Here is a 17,644-nt window from a genome sequence, read left to right as displayed (position 1 = left end):
GATATCGAGACCTATTGTTACCTTACTCATGTGACCTTCTCCTTCTTGATAGTGATTTGAACAACCCTATCTTGGCTCATTTGAAGCCTTTATGGGAGGAGAGGGTCCATACCATTAATCCGTATAGATAATAACCTATGTGAACTGGTATGAGGTATGTGCTCGGCTTTCGCTATCTATGTAGCAAAGTTCATTAGACTTTAACTATAGACCGAGTTGGACGTTTTTTTCATTCATTCACATCAAAGGAAAGCGCGCGCTGACGACTACACCTGTACTATCCTTCCGATTGGATAACGACAACTGACCTTTGTGGAAGGTCATTATGATATTGGCAATATAAAGTCCCAGCCCCAAGTGCGGTGAAGAGGCATTTTGCACATCGTTTTCTTTTCTCACCGACACCATAGACTGAAGCAACTGAGACCTCATTCCTTCAGGAAGAAGCGGCCCGGTATTACTAATGATTAACTCAGCTTGCTTGTCCTTAACCGTGATACTGACTGGGATTTCACTTTCTTTTTCACTGAAATCTACGGCGTTAGCGATAATTTTATCGAACATTTGAGCCGTAAGTTCAGGGGAACCAAGTATGCGCGCAGTATCAGCATTGTGGGTAAAACTAAAGCGTCGATGGCTATAAGCATGTTCGTAACCAGCAATACAACCAGATATCACCTTAACTAAGTCGAATGGCTCTAAATCTTCTTGTTGAATGGCCTGCTCTAATCGGGTGGCTTCACTCATACTGTTTAATATTGTACTTAGGCGGTTCACCCCTGATTGCGCCCTCTCAACAAAAACGGCTTGTTGGTCGGCGTCATTCACCTGAGTCAGCATATCCAGCGACGATTTTACCACGGCAATGGGCGTTCTAAGTTCGTGAGACAAGCGAGATGCCATGTTTTCTAAATAGGAGTTGTACTGCTGTAACCGTGAAAGCACATCCGCAAATGAACGGGATAAATCACCAATTTCATCACGCTGATTTGAAACCGGCAGGGTGCCAATGATTTTGCCATTATCATCTATCACCGCTTCGGTGTTATCGCGAAGGGAGCGAATGCGGTTTGAAATTCGCGTAGCGAACAGCAGTAACCCTAATGTACCTATGGTCATCACTGCTAAAATCACGTGAAAGAGTTGTTCTAACGCCCGGTTCCGCAACGTACGAATACCATTGGTGGTTTGCTCTACAATAACTGCCCCCATTACGTTGCCTTCAATAAAAATTGGGTAGGCAGCGGAGAGTACTATGGCTTTGTTATCGGGTGACAAACGCCATAGTGAATCGGGTTGGCCATTCAGCGCCGTGCCTAAATCCTGCCCTACCAATGCATAAGCATCGTCTAGCTCGTCAATAAAGTCGGCAGGTGGCCGCGTAAGAATCTGATAATAAAGTGGAAGTAACCACTCACTCTCAACCCAGTGCCAAATTGCATTTGAAGAGGTTTCTTTTTCATCTACTTCAATGCCTGTGGCCGATTGAATGTCACCAGCGCGGGCGAGTACCCGCTTGTGCTTATCTACAACCCAAACCCGTGAATCGGCATATTTTAAACCTGCCAGAATGCGCTCAATTTCAGGGGAAGGAGTGATAACAGTACCTAATTCAGCGAGCTCTTTTGTATTCGCCGTACCTAACGCGTACTGCTTCAATCGACTTGCCCTGTCGTCCACATCGACAATTGAAAATGCCAAGCCGCCTGTGGTCATAGATAGCGGAAAGCGCAGTTCAATGTTGTAGCCCGTGGCAGTTTCTTGCCATCGGCCTTGAATAGAGAGCGCGTTCTCTACCGCCCGAGTTGTCGTTGTGTTATCTGCCAGCTTGTACGCATTTACCCAGCCACTTTCATAAGGGGCGACAACATACCTTGCTAATTCTCCCTGTGGAGTTTCCATGCCCACAAGTAAGTGGTCGCCAGTCTCCACGCTTAAACTATTGGGTTGTCGCCACAGCAGCACGTCATCACTGACTTCAAACATGGCATACAGAAATTGACCGTAGCGCCCCACCATATGCTTAAACGACAAGCTAGTGGGTTCTCCCGCATAGCCATTGTAATACTCAATAACTTCGCCACTGCCATACTCACTCATTAACTCGCTGACTTGCTGCCAGTCGTTAAGTTCGCCATCCAGTCGAATGGGGGACGGGATAGGTGGCGCGTAAAGATCTGTTCCAGGGCGCACGTCTTGAAGATACGCCGATTGGCTATCAAATAAAGCGGGACGCTCGTGAAGGGCAGTGGCAACAGCTCGCGCCGTGCCAATCATGGTTTGTTCTTGACCGTTTCGCAGATACTGCTCAAGCTCCCACACATAGTTATAACCTAAGTAGGGTATGGTGAATAAGAACAGCGACAGCACCATAAGCTGAAGGCGTATTGAAAAGCGAAATCCCATGTTTTTAGTCGGTTGCCCTTATCTTTTAATCAGACGAAACGCAGTTTTAGTCGAAAGCCCGCTACAGCTGCCAGCGATATCCCATGCCGTACACGGTGTCGATATGATCGAAGTTTGGGTCAAGCTGCACAAACTTTTTACGCATACGTTTGATATGCGAAGTAATGGTGGTGTCGTCTACCACCATTCTGGATTCATCCATGAGCTGTTGGCGGCTTTTAACATGACCTGGGCGCTTAATGAGCGCATGCAGCATCCAAAACTCTGTTACCGTCAACAAAACGGGCTGGTTCTGCCAGCTTACCGTCATTCTCGACACGTCTACTTTTAAGTCGCCAACTTTTAGTTCATCTTTTTGCTCTGTGGGGGCAGCAAGTAAGTCTGTACGCCTAAACAAGGCTGCAATGCGTGCTAGCAGATGAGCCATGCTAATATCTTTAGTCAGGTAGTCGTCCGCGCCCATTCTAAGGCCGCTGATAGTATCTACGTCGTTATCTCGTGCAGTAAAAAAGATGATAGGTAGGGTTTGTGATAGGCCTCGCAGTTGCTGACACAGCATAAAGCCCCCCTCAATTTCATCTTTCAAACCAATATCGATAATGGCTAAGTCGGGTAAGGTGTGGTTAAACGCTTCAGCAGCAGAAGGCCTGTCCTCATAGGCATTCACGCTATAGCCCTGCGCTTTAAGCGCCATAATGTAATTTTCGCGAATGGCCGCGTCATCTTCCACTAATGCAATTGTCTTTGGCATACATTAACCCGCAAATATAATTCTGATAGAGCGCACACTATACCTATGAATGACAGCTATTGCCTAAGTTCGGCATAAAATCCTCAAGCCTGCCTCATTTACGCCATATTTGAGGGGCTTATCGTGAACTTTATCTTTGGCGGCAGCCCCACACAACGTCCCCAAGCGCGGATTAATAAAACGCTTGTAGTGCAGTTTCACATGCTAAATCTATAGGAAAGCTAAATCACCACCACATTTCCACAATTACGCGCTTTTTTTGCCATTAATAACGGGTTTAATAGTATTTGTCCGTCGAGTTTAGCGCACTGCTTTTTTTAAGTGCCAGGCAAGCGAGGCGGATTGCACTGTAGAAGCCTCTTCAAAGACTGGGAGAGGGGAAACAGTGCCGTGGAAGCGGTAAGGCTGAACTTCTACGTAAAAGTCTCAATTATCTATTCAGACTGGTATTAAGCTACCCTTTGCGCTGCGTACTACCCCAACGGTACGCAGCGCTTTTTTATTGGGGTTGAAAAAAGGCGTTTTCGCTCTCATTTAGAAGACGAAAGCTTAAACTGTTTAAAGCAACCACTAAACGCGAGTGTATTCATTTAATGGCATGAACTAGGTTACACTTCGTTGGTTGTAAGTTGTTAGCGACAGATAACTGCATCTCACTAAAGTTAATTAGGGCGTGCTGACCTTTGGTTTGCATCAAAGGTCAATACGTCTTAGTGATCACACTCTCACTACGGGCAAATCATGAAAGCGTTGGACATTAAAGGGTTAACCAAAACCTACAAAGGTGGCGTACAGGCACTAAAAGGCGTCGACCTTACAGTACAAGAAGGAGACTTCTTTGCATTACTTGGCCCAAATGGGGCGGGTAAATCTACCACTATTGGTATTATCAGTTCACTTGTAAACCAAACCAATGGCAGTGTGTCGGTGTTTGGTTATGACCTCACAACGCAAAAAGAGCAAGCCAAAGCCTGCATTGGTCTGGTGCCACAAGAGTTCAATTTCAACCAATTTGAAACTGTACTGCAAATTGTATTGAATCAGGCAGGTTACTACGGCGTACCGCGCAGTATTGCGAAAGAGCGTGCTAAAAAATACCTTGCTCAGCTCGACCTGTGGGAAAAACGCGATGCCCGCGCGCGCGAGCTATCGGGTGGTATGAAGCGAAGACTGATGATTGCTCGCGCACTCATGCATGAGCCGAAATTGCTTATTTTAGATGAGCCAACCGCGGGCGTAGATATTGAAATTCGCCGCTCTATGTGGGGTTTCTTAGAAGAGATTAACCGTCAGGGGATCACGATTATCCTCACTACCCACTATCTTGAAGAAGCAGAAATGCTGTGTCGCAATATCGCCATTATTAACAAGGGCACCATTGTCGAGAACACCAGCATGAAAGCTTTATTGTCTAAACTAAGCCTAGAAACCTTTGTGTTGGATATCAAAATTCCAGATGGCATGACGACGACAGATGACCTACTAACGGGCTTTGAACACCGTTTGATTGACGACCATACCCTTGAAGTTGATGTTGAGAAAACGGAAGGATTGAACCCGGTTTTCACCCAGCTAAGTGAAAAGGGTATTCAAGTAATGAGCATGCGCAATAAATCAAATCGCCTTGAAGAGCTATTTGTGCGTTTAGTTGAATCAGCGAAGCAAGCTGGCTAAACCCACAGCAGGTAAAGGTGAAAAACATGAAAACTGAAAGTACACAAATGAACACAGAAGAAAACGTGGGTTGGTTTAAGCAAAACTATGTGGCGCTAACCACTATTTGGATAAAAGAATGCACGCGCTTTTTGCGCATATGGGTACAAACCCTTGTGCCGCCAGCTATTACAATGAGTTTGTACTTCGTGATATTCGGTAGCCTTATTGGTAATCGTATTGGCGAAATGGGCGGCTTTACTTACATGGAGTTTATTGTGCCCGGCCTTATTATGATGTCGGTAATCACAAACTCCTACGCCAACGTGTCCTCTTCATTTTTTAGTGCTAAATTTCAGCGCAATATTGAAGAGCTGTTGGTGTCACCAGTACCCACTTCGGTCATCATTCTTGGGTATGTGGGCGGCGGCGTGGCCCGCGCCATACTGATAGGTATTATCGTTACCTTAGTATCGTTGTTTTTCGTTGATGTTCAAATACACAATTTGGGCATTATTGCGCTCACGTTGTTACTCACTTCTACCTTGTTTGCGACTGCGGGTTTAATTAATGCGGTATTTGCGAAGACCTTTGATGATATTAGCGTGGTTCCAACGTTTGTATTAACACCGTTAACTTACTTAGGTGGTGTGTTTTATTCACTTACCCTATTGCCTGAATTCTGGCAGTGGGTGAGTAAGGCGAACCCTGTTGTGTATATGGTCAACGGGTTTCGTTATGGGTTCTTAGGGGTCTCTGACGTAAATGTAACCTTGTCGCTTGCCTTGTTAGTGGGCTTTAATGCACTGCTATTTGGTGTGGCGTACTACCTACTTAAAACGGGTAAAGGTATTCGTAGCTAATGGCCAGCGGTAATTCTAGAGAAATCACAACATCGCAGGTAGGTATTCACGATAAGTTAGACGACTTAGTGAAAAAGTACCAAGCGAGTGAAAATAAGCGACCGATTAGCGACCATACACAAGCCGCGTTTGATGATGTCAGCGCGTGGCTTAATGGCTTTAGCGGCGAGATCATTTTAGATTCATGCTGCGGCGTTGGCGAAAGTACGGCGAATATTGCAAGAGCAACCCCCGATGCGCGTGTTATCGGTATCGATAAGTCGGCGCTGCGGGTGGAAAAACACGAGCATTACAGTGCACAGCAAGATAACTATCGGGTCATTCGTGCCGATGTGAACGACTTTTGGCGCTTAGTAAAGCAGTCTAGTTGGAACGTGACTCAGCACTTTCTGCTGTATCCCAACCCCTATCCTAAAAAGACGCAGGTTCAAAAGCGCTGGCACGGTAGTGCGGCCATGGTGGACCTGATGGCGATCACACCTAATATTGAGGTGCGTAGCAACTGGCTTATTTATCTAATGGAATTTGCGCAAGCGGCTAAACATTACGGCATGGTATCTGATTTATCTGAAGTTACTGGCGATGATCACATGACGCCGTTTGAGCGAAAGTACCGAGGGAGCGGTCAATCGTGCTGGCAGCTTAACTGCCGTAGCGAAGAAAGCTGAGTCTGCTATAGCAGCAAGAAATACTGAAAGCTGATAAAAGTGGGGTGAGATGAAAATCTCGCCCCGTTTGTTATTCAAATTCGTATAATTCGCTTGTTAATGGCGCGCAGTGGCACTTCGCACATTCGCCATGGGCGGACTAAACACATATCCCTGTGCATAACGAATGGGCAGGCGTTTTACGCGTTCTAGATGCGCCTCATCTTCTACGTGCTCGGCAATAGTGCTTACTCCATGGCGTTCACATAGCGACAGCAGATAGTCTACATATTCCCTCACTGCCTCTTGTTCGTCATAGTGTTTAATTAGCCCGCCAGCGAGCTTAATCCCCCGAACTGGCAAGTTCATAAGCGCTCGTATGTTACCTGGGCATGATCCAACGTTGTCGATGAAAACGCCCAGCCCCACATGCATGCTTTTTTCGATAAATGCGGTAAGGCTTTTCGGATTGGATAGGGCAGTAGAAGCACTCACTTCTATACTTACACGCTCCGGCGTGGGATAGCTTGCTAAATGGGTGATGAGGGTATTAGTAAGCTCTACATTGTGAAGGTCATTGGCAGTTATATTGATGTTCCAAGGGATATTAACGTCGTGAAAATAGCTGGCACATTGCACAAACATGCTCGCTGCAAGCGTATTTACGTGTTGTTCGCGCTCTATAAGGTAGAGAAATTCGCTAGGTAAAAAAGTCTTATCACCTCGGGTTATCAAGCGTGCCAGGCACTCGTAGCGCCATACTCCTTGGCTTTGTAAGTCAACGATGGGTTGAAAATAAGGCACGATATCATCGATAGAGAAATCCTCGGAAATTTCACGAATGGGCATAAACAGACCCCCTTGCTTTGAAGCAGTACTTTATCGCAGCGATGAATGCTTGAATGTGAGTTCAATGGCTACTTAGGCTCGCAATTAGAAGATGGAAAACCAATACGAGAGACCCGTGTTGGTACTATTCATAAATTAAATATAGTAGAGACTGATAGAATTTGCGGTACAAAATTCGGGGGAATTCGTTTAAATACGTGTGCAGAGTTAACCGCTTCATAAGTTTTTTGCATGTAATAAAACGTTAATAGTCGCTTAAATGCCGTGCGCTAACCCTTGGCGAGCATTGCAATCTGATGTAAAGTGCGACACCCTGAAAGTATTGTGATAAGTTTTCAGGTTTGGCAACGAATGGACCGCGTCAACGCGCATTAGCCCAGCCGATGTACCGTTAAGGGATATGTTGGATAAATAGCTGCACCAGTCGCAAAGTAATTGTGTTGAATGCTATTTGGCTAAAAGGAAAAGTAAGTGTCAGGCCGGTGTCCTACAAAACCGCCTGTTGATTTCGCCCAATAAATGTAAGCGAAATGTGTGATTGTTTTAAGTATGAGGTGTGTTGAGTGGGTGAAGCGCAAGTTAGTTTAGAGCACCTGTTTAGGGTCTTTACCAAGCCTGAACACAAAGACTCAAAGCTGGCTCAAATAGAGCAGCATTTATCTGACAATATCTTAGATTTTTTGTCGCAGCACGTAGTGACAAAAAAGACGTCGTTAGAAGAAATTGAAAAAGACTTTTCAGACTCCAAGGTGCCTGAGTCACCCGAGTTTGTGTCTACTCATGCTGAAAGCTTGTTAGATAAGCTTGTTGCGCATTCAGTTAATACTTACTCGCCTACCTTTATTGGTCACATGACCTCAGCGTTGCCCTATTTTCACCTGCCGCTTTCTAAGTTAATGGTCGGGCTTAACCAGAACTTGGTTAAAATAGAAACGTCTAAAGCTTTCACGCCGCTAGAACGTCAAGTATTGGGTATGATGCACAACCTTGTGTACGATCAGCCTCAAAGCTTTTACGACAACCATCTACACAGTGCGGCCCATTCTTTGGGGGCATTTTGCTCTGGCGGAACCATTGCCAACATCACTGCCTTATGGGTGGCTCGCAACAAACTACTAGGCCCACAAAAAGGGTTTTCTGGCGTGGCAAAAGCAGGTCTTGCCGCTGCCTATCGTCACTACGACATTAACAATTTAGGCGTGATGTGCAGTAAACGTGGGCATTACTCGCTGTCAAAGGCAGTGGATGTATTGGGGTTAGGCCGCGAACAATTATTAACTGTGCCCGCGCCAAAGCAAACCCTAGATCCAGCAAAAGCCCTTCGCATTGGCAAACGTTATCAAGAGGAAGGCAATAAGCTTCTTGCTATCGTTGGGGTAGGCGGCACCACCGAAACAGGGCACGTAGACCCACTAGACGAGCTTGCTGACGTAGCCAAAGAGTTAGGCTGCTGGTTCCATGTAGACGCAGCCTGGGGCGGCGCTACGCTGTTCTCGGCGCGCTATCGCGACAGACTAAAAGGTATTGAACGCGCAGACTCAGTGACTATTGATGCACATAAGCAAATGTACGTGCCAATGGGCGCAGGAATGGCGCTTTTCAAAGACCCACAAAATGCCAATGCGGTAAGACATCACGCGCAATATATTTTGCGTGCAGGCTCTAAAGACTTAGGTGCTACCACGCTTGAAGGCTCCCGAAACGGTATGGCCATGATGGTGTACTCGGCGCTGCATATATTCGGTCGCAAAGGGTACGAGCTACTTATTGATCGCAGCATTGATAAAGCCAAAGACTTTGCGCAGATGATTGATAAAGCCCAAGACTTTGAATTGACGACCACACCTATTCTATCACTGTTGACCTATCGCGTTTGTCCCGCTGAAGTGCAGGAAAAGCTGAAGCATGTGAATGCTAAAACCCGCAACGCTATTAATGAGAAGGTTGACGCCCTTGTTGTTGCGGTACAAAAGCAGCAGCGTGAAGCAGGTAAGTCTTTTGTGTCTCGTACTCGCCTGGAAGCGCCGGATTACCCTTCCCAGTGTATTACCGTGTTTCGCGTAGTGTTAGCGAATCCGCTTACTAGCCATAACGACTTGGCCGCAATTTTGGCTGAGCAACACTTAATTGCGAAAGAGACTCAGGCTTGGAAAGAGCTAATGGATTTCGTTCGCGAAACAGAAACCGTTGCGTCTTAAAGACTTCAGCAGCAACAAATAAAAAAACGCCCGATACAGGCTCTGTTTAGGAGTCATGCATCGGGCGTTTTCTTTTGTAGTTCGAGACTATCCGTGAGGATTGGTATTACGCTTAATCTCGCGTAATTTGCATATTATCAATTAAGCGTGTCTTGCCCATAAACATAGCAACAAGCAGAACTAATTCTTTGTCGCTATCGTTAGCTGGTTCAAAGGTGGCGGCGTTAACTACCTGACAGTAGTCTTTCTTAAAGCCTTTTGTTTCAAGGTTACTGACCATGGCATTTTCAAGCTGAACAAAGTCGGTGTTACCACTTTCTATGCCCGCTTTTAAGCGCTGCATTTCTGCAAAAATAGCACTCGCCGTCGCTTTTTCAGTGTCTGTCAGGTAGCCATTTCTAGAGCTCATTGCTAGGCCTGACGTTTCGCGCTCTGTAGGCACCCCGTGAACCTTCACTGCCATTGATAAATCGCGAGCTAACGCCCGAATAACTTGTAGCTGCTGGAAGTCTTTTTCACCAAAAAACGCATCGTCGGGCTGTACCATGTTGAAAAGCTTGGTCACCACGGTAGCGACGCCGCGAAAATGGCCAGGGCGACTGGCGCCACAGTGCGAGTCTGAAATACCGGGCACTTCAACGAACGTCTGCGCATCCAGACCTGCCGGATACATTTCCGCTACGCTAGGTAAAAACACCGCGTCAGCACCCACAGAAATAAGCTTAGCTTTATCTTCTTCGATAGTGCGTGGATACGCGTCTAAATCTTCGTTCGCACCAAATTGCATGGGGTTAACAAAAATGCTAACCACCACTTTGTCGTTGTGCGCTTTCGCTTTTTTAACTAGTTTGAGATGACCATCGTGCAGGTTGCCCATAGTGGGTACAAAACCTACGGTTTCACCATTACGTCGCCATGCGTTCACCGTGCTGCGTAATGCTGAAATACTATCAACCACCTTCATAATTTACCTCGTTACTCGAAGCTGTGTTCAGCCGATGGGAACGCACCGCTTTGCACATCTTCAATATATTTTGATACGGCTTTGCGCATATCGCCGGTTTCTACAAGGTAGTTCTTTGAGAACTTCGGCATATAGTTTGCGCTGATGCCAAACATGTCGTGCATCACCAGAATTTGACCGTCGGTATCTTTGCCTGCGCCTATACCGATTACCGGTATGGTTAGGGCTTCGCTAACCGCTTTGCCTAGCGATGAAGGCACGCACTCAAGCACTAATAACTGAATACCGGCTTCTTCCAACGCTTTCGCTTCGCTAAGCAGTTTTTCAGCCTGGCTCGCTTCGCGGCCTTGTACTTTAAAACCACCGAATACGTGCACTGACTGAGGCGTTAAGCCTAAATGGCCACACACAGGGACGCCGCGCAGGTTTAAGCCTTTGATGGTGTCGCACAACCAGCTTCCACCTTCCATCTTAACCATACTTGCACCTGCAGCCATAAGCTTTGCTGCATTGGCGTAGGTTTGCTCAGGAGTGGCGTAAGACATAAACGGCATATCGGCTAATACGAAGGCGCGTTCAGTGCCGCGACGCACACTTTTCGTGTGGTAGGCAATGTCATCAATGGTTACCGGTAGGGTGTCGTCTTCACCTTGAAGGACCATGCCTAAAGAGTCGCCGATAAGAAGGGCGTCAACGCCTTGTTCGTCGAACATTTTGGCGAAGCTGGCGTCGTAAGCGGTTAAAGAGGTGATCTTTTCCCCGGCCTGCTTTTTCTTAAGCAAGCCCGATACAGTTACTTTCTTCATGACATGTCTCAGATTGATATTGTTGGTATCGTGTGGCGAACTATACGGATTTTGCCGCTAATTGGAAGAGCGCAGGCGACGAAGTCCATCCAGCGAGCAGTTAGCGACCCATGCCGAGATGGGTTTGCCATCGTGCATAACCATATTGGGCGCAATTTCAAACAGCGGCACCATAACAAACTCGCGCTCTGCCATGCCGTAATGGGGAATGATTAAGTCTGCGGTGTCGATAGTTTCGCTGCCGTACAACAAAATATCCAAATCCAACGTGCGTGGACCCCAGCGCTCACCTTTGCGCTCACGGCCTTCTTCCAGCTCAATGCGTTGCAGCTGCTTCAATAAGCCGTGCGGCTTTAACGAGGTCTCAATTAAGCACACCGCGTTAATATAGTCAGGTTGGTCTTGCGGCCCCATCGGTTTACTGGAATAAAGTGAAGAGGTTTTAAGTACGCGGGTGTCTTCGATTTGACCTATCGCATCAAACGCGCGCTGGGCTTTTCCCTGGCTATCGCCGAGGTTGCTACCTACACCAATGTAAACGTGCTCTTTATGCATCAGGACCTCGCTTCGCTGGTTTACGCTTGCGCTTACGCGGGGCACCTTTTGCGCCGCCTTCGCTTTTGCGAAGGGCGTTAAGCATGCCTTTCTGCTTACCGTTGTCAGCGTGTTGGAAGTGCGTCCACCACTGAGCTAGCTCTAATAGATCGCCACCTTCGGTTTGGCCGCGGGCAAGTAAAAAGTCATAGCCAGCTCTAAATTTAGGGTGCGTGAGCAATTGGAAAGCGCGACGGCCAAAGCGCTTAGGTAGGCGTTGCTGTAAAATCCAGATGTCCCGAACCACGGTAGAGAAGCGTTTAGGGATCATAATACGTTGTGTTTGACGTGCGATAACCTCACCTGACGCAATATTAAATGCATCGTGAGCATTTAAGCCAGACTCACTTTGTAAGCGTTGTGACTCTTCTTCAACCGGATACCAGAGTAGCGCGGCGTAAAGGAACGCTGGCGTAACTCGCTGGTCGCTATTAATACGCTCGTCGGTATTGGCAAGTACGCGACGTACAAACTGCATTTCACGGCTGTTTTCATCTTTCAAAAACGGCGTTAGCTGAGGGAACAAAGGCTCGATTAAGCCGTATTCGTGCAGCATTAAGAAGGTTTCTTCTCCCTTACCCGATAAAAACAGTTTAAGGGTTTCTTCAAACAAGCGCGCTGGTGGAATGTTCTGTAAAAGGTTGGCCAGAGATTTTATCGGTGCAGCGGTTTTTGCTTCAATGCGCATGCCAAGCTTAACGGCAAAGCGCACCGCACGTAGCATGCGTACCGGATCTTCACGGTAGCGTGTTTCCGGGTCGCCAATAAGCTCAACTTCTCGTTTTTCTATGGCGGCTAAGCCATTAGCGAAGTCTTTTACCGTAAAGTCTGCCACGCTGTAATACATGGCGTTAAAGGTAAAGTCACGGCGTTCAGCATCTTCTTCAATGGTGCCAAATACGTTATCGCGTACTAATTGACCGTGAGCGTCGCGCTTTGCGACAGCCTTGCCCTTGGGAAGGTTTTCGTCTTCGTCAGTCTCTTGGTGGTGCCCACGGAACGTGGCAACTTCAATGATTTCACGGCCAAACACGATGTGGGCCAAACGAAAGCGCCTGCCGATAAGGCGGCAATTTCTGAACAAGCCTTTAATTTGTTCAGGTGTGGCGTTCGTCACCACGTCGAAATCTTTTGGTTCGTGACCCATCAAAATGTCGCGTACACAGCCTCCTACCAAATAGGATTCGAAGCCAGCTCCATTAAGGCGATACATTACTTTTAATGCATTTGCGCTTACGTCTTCGCGAGATATACCGTGTTCTCCACGGGTCATAGTCCTTGGCTTTAAAGCGTTAGGAGACGAACTCTCTTTTGAAAAAGCGCGCTTAACAGATTTAAAAACACGATGAATGATGATGGTATCTCCGCAGACTATAAAGGTTCGCTATAATAAGTGGATTCATGCTGTGGAACAATAATTTCGGGTGTTTTCACTACTTTTTTCCTATTCCACATTGAAATAGCCGTCTTAAGCGCCGAATCAATATCACCAAATTCTGACGCATTTGGAAAGGAAAAGCCTAAAAAGTGCATCACACGCACGAGATTATCTAAAGCTGATTCGTTTTTAACTGGCGCTGCACGGTTTTGTTTACTTAGTTTTCTGCCTGGTGCCACGGCAGCGACCGGCACGTGACCGTATTCAGGAGTAGAATAGCCCAGCGTGTGATATACGGCGCGCTGTAAAGGCGTGACATCAATTAAATCACACCCTCTAATGACATGGTTAACTTGCTGAAATACGTCATCTAAAATCACGACAAGGTTATACGAAAATAAGCCGTCTCGACGTTTCAGTACTACGTCTTCGGCTATTAAATCGGAGCTTGAATTAGAGGGCATAACTTTGCCCATAAGCACGTCATCAAAGGCTTCAAGTTGAGTATCTACTTTTAAACGAACTGCACAATCCTGTGTGTTGGAGTGCACTGGCTCAGTTCGACAGTGGCCGTTATAAACACCGCCCATGGCTTTAATTTGCTTACGTGTGCAGGTACAAAAATAGGCTTTTTGTTGTGTAAGTAAGTCATCGAGAACCGCTTGATAACGGGCATGTTGTTGGCTTTGATAGATGACGTCGCCGTCCCAATACAGGCCGTGGGCTTCTAGGGTAGTGAGTATGTCTTTATCTACACCTTTAATACAGCGCGGCTCGTCTATATCTTCCATACGTAGCAGCCATTTTCCGTTATGGCTTTTGGCATCTAGGTAGCTGGCAACAGCGGTAACTATCGAACCGAAGTGAAGTTGGCCGGATGGAGAGGGAGCAAAGCGCCCTACATAGTGGTTATGCATAATAAAGGCTTAACAAAAAGCCCCATCTTTTCGGGATGAGGCTTTCTATATCAACGTAATCGAGGCTAGTAACTTAACCTTGAAGTTGTTTTTCTTTAATTTCAGCCATGGTCTTACAGTCGATACATAAATCTGCTGTAGGACGAGCTTCTAAGCGACGAATACCAATTTCGATACCACACTGGTCACAGAAGCCGAAATCGTCTTCTTCAATTCGCTTAAGCGTTTTTTCAATTTTCTTTATTAGCTTACGCTCACGGTCACGTGTACGTAACTCAAGGCTGAACTCTTCTTCTTGAGCTGCACGGTCTACAGGATCAGGGAAGTTTGCTGCTTCATCCTTCATGTGCGTTACTGTACGGTCAACTTCTTCACGAAGTTGGTTGCGCCATGCTTTAAGCAATAGACGGAAGTGCTCCATTTGGGGCTCGCCCATGTACTCTTCGTCAGCTTTTGGCTCGTACGGCTGTAAACCTGCCAGCGCTAATAGTCCTAGGGATTTTGTTTCTTTTCCTGTTGGCATCTGCCACATCTCCTACACTACGACATCCATCTTGTCCTGATTGGACCGATATCTATATCAGACTCGACAACTTCAGGCAATCAATCGTGTCTATGTAATTATTATGCTGGTGTATTGCTTTCATAAATTAGCCAGGTGTTTTTTCATTTAGCCCGCTGGCTACCAGCAAACGCATTAGTGCGTTCTCCCACTAAAACAAGGCGCAAATATGAAGGCGAAATGAAAAAAATCAACCTATTTTTTATAAAATCAAAGGGAGTGTTTGATTTAATAGGATTTTTTGTTCGTCTATTATACAGCTTGCCGCCAAAACCGTTACGCCAGCGTTTGCGGCAATCTTTACGCTTTCTGCATAAGTTGGATCAATATGCTCGGCCACTTGTACACTTTCGATGGCGGTGTGTTGTACGCAGAATAATAGATTGGTTTTTATACCACTGTCAGATAAACGAGCAAGTTCTAAACAGTGCTTCGCGCCGCGTTGCGTGACTGCGTCGGGGAAGAACCCTTTGTTTTCATCTGCTAAGGTGACGGATTTAACTTCCATATACTCAGTAACACTCTGATGTTCGGCATTTTTTCGAGTTAATGCAAAGTCGAACCGGCTATTGGCGGTTGGCGGTGTTACTTCTGCTTTCCAATCTGTGATGTCTGAAAATTCGCTTAGCACCTTGTTATCTAGCGCTTCCGCCACCAGTTTATTAGCATTGTGCGTATTAATGCCGATGAAGTGACCATCAAATGTTTGGGCTAGCTCCCATGTATACTTGAGTTTTCGATTAGGGTTGGTGGACTCACTTAAAAAGACAGTGTATCCAGGAACAGCGCAGCCAGTCATAGCGCCAGTATTTGGGCAATGTGCAGTTACAATAGTGCCGTCGTCTAACTCAACATCGGCAAGAAATCGCTTGTACCTTTTTATAAGGGTGCCGCGTAATAAGGAAGGTGAAAACTTCATGTGACGCCTTTTTTAGAATGTAGGTGAAAACACGTTAGTGTGTTTCGCTAATTGATATGTGTGCTTTTGAACGAGCACGTATAGCGTATGCGCTTAGCGAACAAAGCGTATGTGGTTAGCGAACAACAAGCGCAGTAAACAAGGCGCCAAAGAGTAACAAACATTTGTGCAAGCGCAAAAAGCGCTTTGCAATAATATAACGATGTAATAAGGAATAAAACGCGATGGCAGAATTTACCGTTAGCCTTTCTAGAAACAGTGCTGAAGCAGTGTGGGGCGAGAGTGCTAAGCTTTCTTTCACTGAATCAGGTGCAGTTATTCACCTGCCTGACGACAAGCTTAATGAGCGTTTAATTCAGCAAGCGGCAAGAAAGCTAGATGGCTTAAGCCTGCCAGCAGTTACGCTAAGCGGTGATTGGCACAAAGAGCAGCAGTGGGCTTTTGCACTTAGCTTCACGCGTGCGCGCAAACCAGCGTCAATAAAATGGGCCGAAACGGCTGACAAAGAAGCGCTAGAGCAAGAATATGCGGCGTTACTATTTACCCGTCAGCTGGTAAACGAAACACCTGAAGATCTAAGCCCTGAAACCTTAGCAACCCGAGCAGCACAGTGGCTTAAGTCACTGGGTGGTGACAAGGTCACTTACTCAATGACGGTAGGTGAAGATCTTAAAGAGCAGGGCTGGATTGGCATTTATAATGTGGGCCGCGGCAGTGAACGTCCGCCTGCAATGCTGGTACTTGATTACAACCCAACAGGTAATACGGATGCGCCGGTTGATGCCGTGCTAGTTGGAAAAGGCATCACCTTCGACAGCGGTGGCTACAGCATTAAATCAAGCGAAGGCATGTTAGATATGAAATGTGACATGGGCGGCGCAGCGACGGTAACAGGGGCATTAGGGCTATCTATTTCTCAAGGCAGTGAAAAGCGTATTCAGCTTATTTTGTGCTGTGCAGAAAACCTTATTAGCGGTCACGCTTATAAGTTAGGTGATGTGCTTACCTATAAAAATGGGGTAACCGTTGAAGTGGTTAATACCGATGCTGAAGGACGTTTAGTGTTGGCTGATGGCCTTATGGCGGCAACGGAAACGGGCGCACCGTTGATTATTGATGCAGCAACGCTAACCGGTGCTGCAGTGGTTGCACTGGGTTCTGACTACCATGGCGTATTCTCGTTAGATGATAATGCCCGCGAACAAATGCTTAAAGCAGCGAAGGCAGAAAACGAACGTTTTTGGGCGCTACCACTTGAAGATTTCCACGCAGAGCGCTGTCCATCGGCGTTCGCAGATACAGCAAACAGTCGCCCAATGAAAGGTGGCGGTGGTGGCGGTGCATCAAACGCTGCGGGCTTCTTATCACGCTTTGTTAAGCCAGAAGGCTGGGTACATTTGGATTTAGCCGCTGCTTACCATGGCGGGGCAACATCTGAAATGCCGGTAGGGGCAACAGCGAAAGGTATTCGCTCAATTGCGAGAATGCTGAAAGACTTCAGTGCATAAATAAGATAGCGTTCGACGCCTCCAATGGCTGTCGAACGCTACTCTACTCTATTTTTAAACGTCGCACGTTGTGCCACGTGGATGAGTAGAGGCAAAGCGAATAGCGTTACTTGAACTAACGTCGCTTCGCGCAAAAAAATAAAAAGGTCGTGACTTTGCAAAAAATCACGCCCTTTTTCTGTAAATTAGATCCCGCCTAAACGCTCGGCTAGCGTTTTATAGCGTTCAACGTCGCCACTGTCGAAAAGTGGGTTACCGTCGGTGTCTTTATCTTTCGAAACCAAAAGGCTTTCACGCTCAAGGCGCTCTACGCGCACTTCTTGTACGCCAAGAAAAGCAGCCACTTCTTTAACAGTCATCAAACTCATTGCAATATTTCCTATTTTTGGTTGTTCTTATTGAGGATTAACAGGTTCCAACGCCGAACAATGCGCAGAACAAAACGTTAAACAAAATGATGTTACCCACTATTACATCAAAAGCTCTGGAGATAAGACATTATCCAAAAGGTGTAGAAAAAGCCAATTGGGCTGTTTGAATTCTGACCGTGAATAAGGCGAAAACACCGCTTAGAAATGACAAACACTTCTCCCTACGCTTTAGTAAAGCGCACTTTCGTTATTTTTCGA

Annotated in this window: 16 protein-coding genes; 5 read left to right on the top strand and 11 right to left on the bottom strand. The window is 46.5% G+C overall.

Going from position 1 to position 17,644, the window contains the following annotated elements:
* Positions 1–237: 237 nt before the first annotated feature.
* Complete coding sequence (pdsS, locus tag NO989_RS07490) at positions 238–2,406, bottom strand: proteobacterial dedicated sortase system histidine kinase (protein ID WP_321824900.1); 2,169 nt, start codon at positions 2,404–2,406, stop codon at positions 238–240.
* Between the two features lie 61 nt (positions 2,407–2,467).
* Positions 2,468–3,157, bottom strand: a complete 690-nt coding sequence (pdsR, locus tag NO989_RS07485; protein WP_014951008.1) for a proteobacterial dedicated sortase system response regulator — start codon at positions 3,155–3,157, stop codon at positions 2,468–2,470.
* A 741-nt stretch (positions 3,158–3,898) separates the two neighbouring features.
* Between pdsR and NO989_RS07480 the strand changes: the two genes are divergently transcribed.
* The 3 genes from NO989_RS07480 to NO989_RS07470 are packed head-to-tail and all read left to right on the top strand — an operon-like array spanning position 3,899 to position 6,341.
* Complete coding sequence (locus NO989_RS07480) at positions 3,899–4,831, top strand: ABC transporter ATP-binding protein (protein ID WP_014951007.1); 933 nt, start codon at positions 3,899–3,901, stop codon at positions 4,829–4,831.
* Between the two features lie 26 nt (positions 4,832–4,857).
* Positions 4,858–5,673, top strand: coding sequence for an ABC transporter permease (locus tag NO989_RS07475; RefSeq protein ID WP_014951006.1), 816 nt, complete (start codon positions 4,858–4,860; stop codon positions 5,671–5,673).
* Positions 5,673–6,341, top strand: a complete 669-nt coding sequence (locus tag NO989_RS07470; protein WP_321824899.1) for a methyltransferase domain-containing protein — start codon at positions 5,673–5,675, stop codon at positions 6,339–6,341. Before NO989_RS07475 ends, NO989_RS07470 begins: the two co-directional genes overlap by 1 nt.
* 96 nt (positions 6,342–6,437) lie before the next feature.
* On the opposite strand, the gene NO989_RS07465 is transcribed toward NO989_RS07470, so the two are convergent.
* Positions 6,438–7,169, bottom strand: a complete 732-nt coding sequence (locus NO989_RS07465) for an EAL domain-containing protein (protein WP_014951004.1) — start codon at positions 7,167–7,169, stop codon at positions 6,438–6,440.
* Positions 7,170–7,732: 563 nt separating this feature from the next.
* On the opposite strand from NO989_RS07465, the gene panP reads away from it, so the two are divergent.
* On the top strand, positions 7,733–9,367 hold the full coding sequence (panP, locus tag NO989_RS07460; RefSeq protein WP_014977595.1) for a pyridoxal-dependent aspartate 1-decarboxylase PanP: 1,635 nt from the start codon (positions 7,733–7,735) through the stop codon (positions 9,365–9,367).
* A gap of 112 nt (positions 9,368–9,479) precedes the next feature.
* On the opposite strand, the gene panC is transcribed toward panP, so the two are convergent.
* From panC to sfsA, 7 genes are all read right to left on the bottom strand, one after another.
* Positions 9,480–10,331: a pantoate--beta-alanine ligase gene (gene panC / locus NO989_RS07455; protein WP_371342327.1), complete on the bottom strand. Its 852-nt coding sequence runs from the start codon at positions 10,329–10,331 to the stop codon at positions 9,480–9,482.
* 11 nt (positions 10,332–10,342) lie between these two features.
* On the bottom strand, positions 10,343–11,137 hold the full coding sequence (panB, locus tag NO989_RS07450) for a 3-methyl-2-oxobutanoate hydroxymethyltransferase (RefSeq protein ID WP_014977593.1): 795 nt from the start codon (positions 11,135–11,137) through the stop codon (positions 10,343–10,345).
* A gap of 57 nt (positions 11,138–11,194) precedes the next feature.
* Complete coding sequence (gene folK / locus NO989_RS07445) at positions 11,195–11,692, bottom strand: 2-amino-4-hydroxy-6-hydroxymethyldihydropteridine diphosphokinase (protein WP_014951000.1); 498 nt, start codon at positions 11,690–11,692, stop codon at positions 11,195–11,197.
* Positions 11,685–13,004, bottom strand: coding sequence for a polynucleotide adenylyltransferase PcnB (gene pcnB, locus NO989_RS07440; protein ID WP_371342326.1), 1,320 nt, complete (start codon positions 13,002–13,004; stop codon positions 11,685–11,687). Before pcnB ends, folK begins: the two co-directional genes overlap by 8 nt.
* A gap of 98 nt (positions 13,005–13,102) precedes the next feature.
* Positions 13,103–14,026, bottom strand: a complete 924-nt coding sequence (gene gluQRS / locus NO989_RS07435; protein ID WP_371342325.1) for a tRNA glutamyl-Q(34) synthetase GluQRS — start codon at positions 14,024–14,026, stop codon at positions 13,103–13,105.
* A 73-nt stretch (positions 14,027–14,099) separates the two neighbouring features.
* Positions 14,100–14,549 carry an RNA polymerase-binding protein DksA gene (dksA, locus tag NO989_RS07430; protein ID WP_014950997.1) on the bottom strand — a complete coding sequence of 150 codons (450 nt, stop codon included), beginning with the start codon at positions 14,547–14,549 and terminating at the stop codon, positions 14,100–14,102.
* A 241-nt stretch (positions 14,550–14,790) separates the two neighbouring features.
* Positions 14,791–15,507, bottom strand: a complete 717-nt coding sequence (gene sfsA, locus NO989_RS07425) for a DNA/RNA nuclease SfsA (RefSeq protein ID WP_039234061.1) — start codon at positions 15,505–15,507, stop codon at positions 14,791–14,793.
* A 224-nt stretch (positions 15,508–15,731) separates the two neighbouring features.
* Here sfsA and pepB point away from each other — a divergent pair, with 224 nt between their 5' ends.
* Positions 15,732–17,015 (top strand): aminopeptidase PepB, encoded by a 1,284-nt coding sequence (gene pepB / locus NO989_RS07420; RefSeq protein ID WP_371342324.1) that lies wholly within the window; start codon positions 15,732–15,734, stop codon positions 17,013–17,015.
* A gap of 185 nt (positions 17,016–17,200) precedes the next feature.
* Here the strand turns inward: pepB and NO989_RS07415 are convergent, their stop codons facing one another.
* On the bottom strand, positions 17,201–17,383 hold the full coding sequence (locus NO989_RS07415; protein WP_014950994.1) for a hypothetical protein: 183 nt from the start codon (positions 17,381–17,383) through the stop codon (positions 17,201–17,203).
* Positions 17,384–17,644: the final 261 nt, after the last annotated feature.

It is taken from the genome of Alteromonas sp. DY56-G5, from assembly GCF_041414725.1.
Classification (GTDB): domain Bacteria; phylum Pseudomonadota; class Gammaproteobacteria; order Enterobacterales; family Alteromonadaceae; genus Alteromonas; species Alteromonas macleodii.
This window is presented reverse-complemented; position numbering and strand designations above follow the sequence as displayed.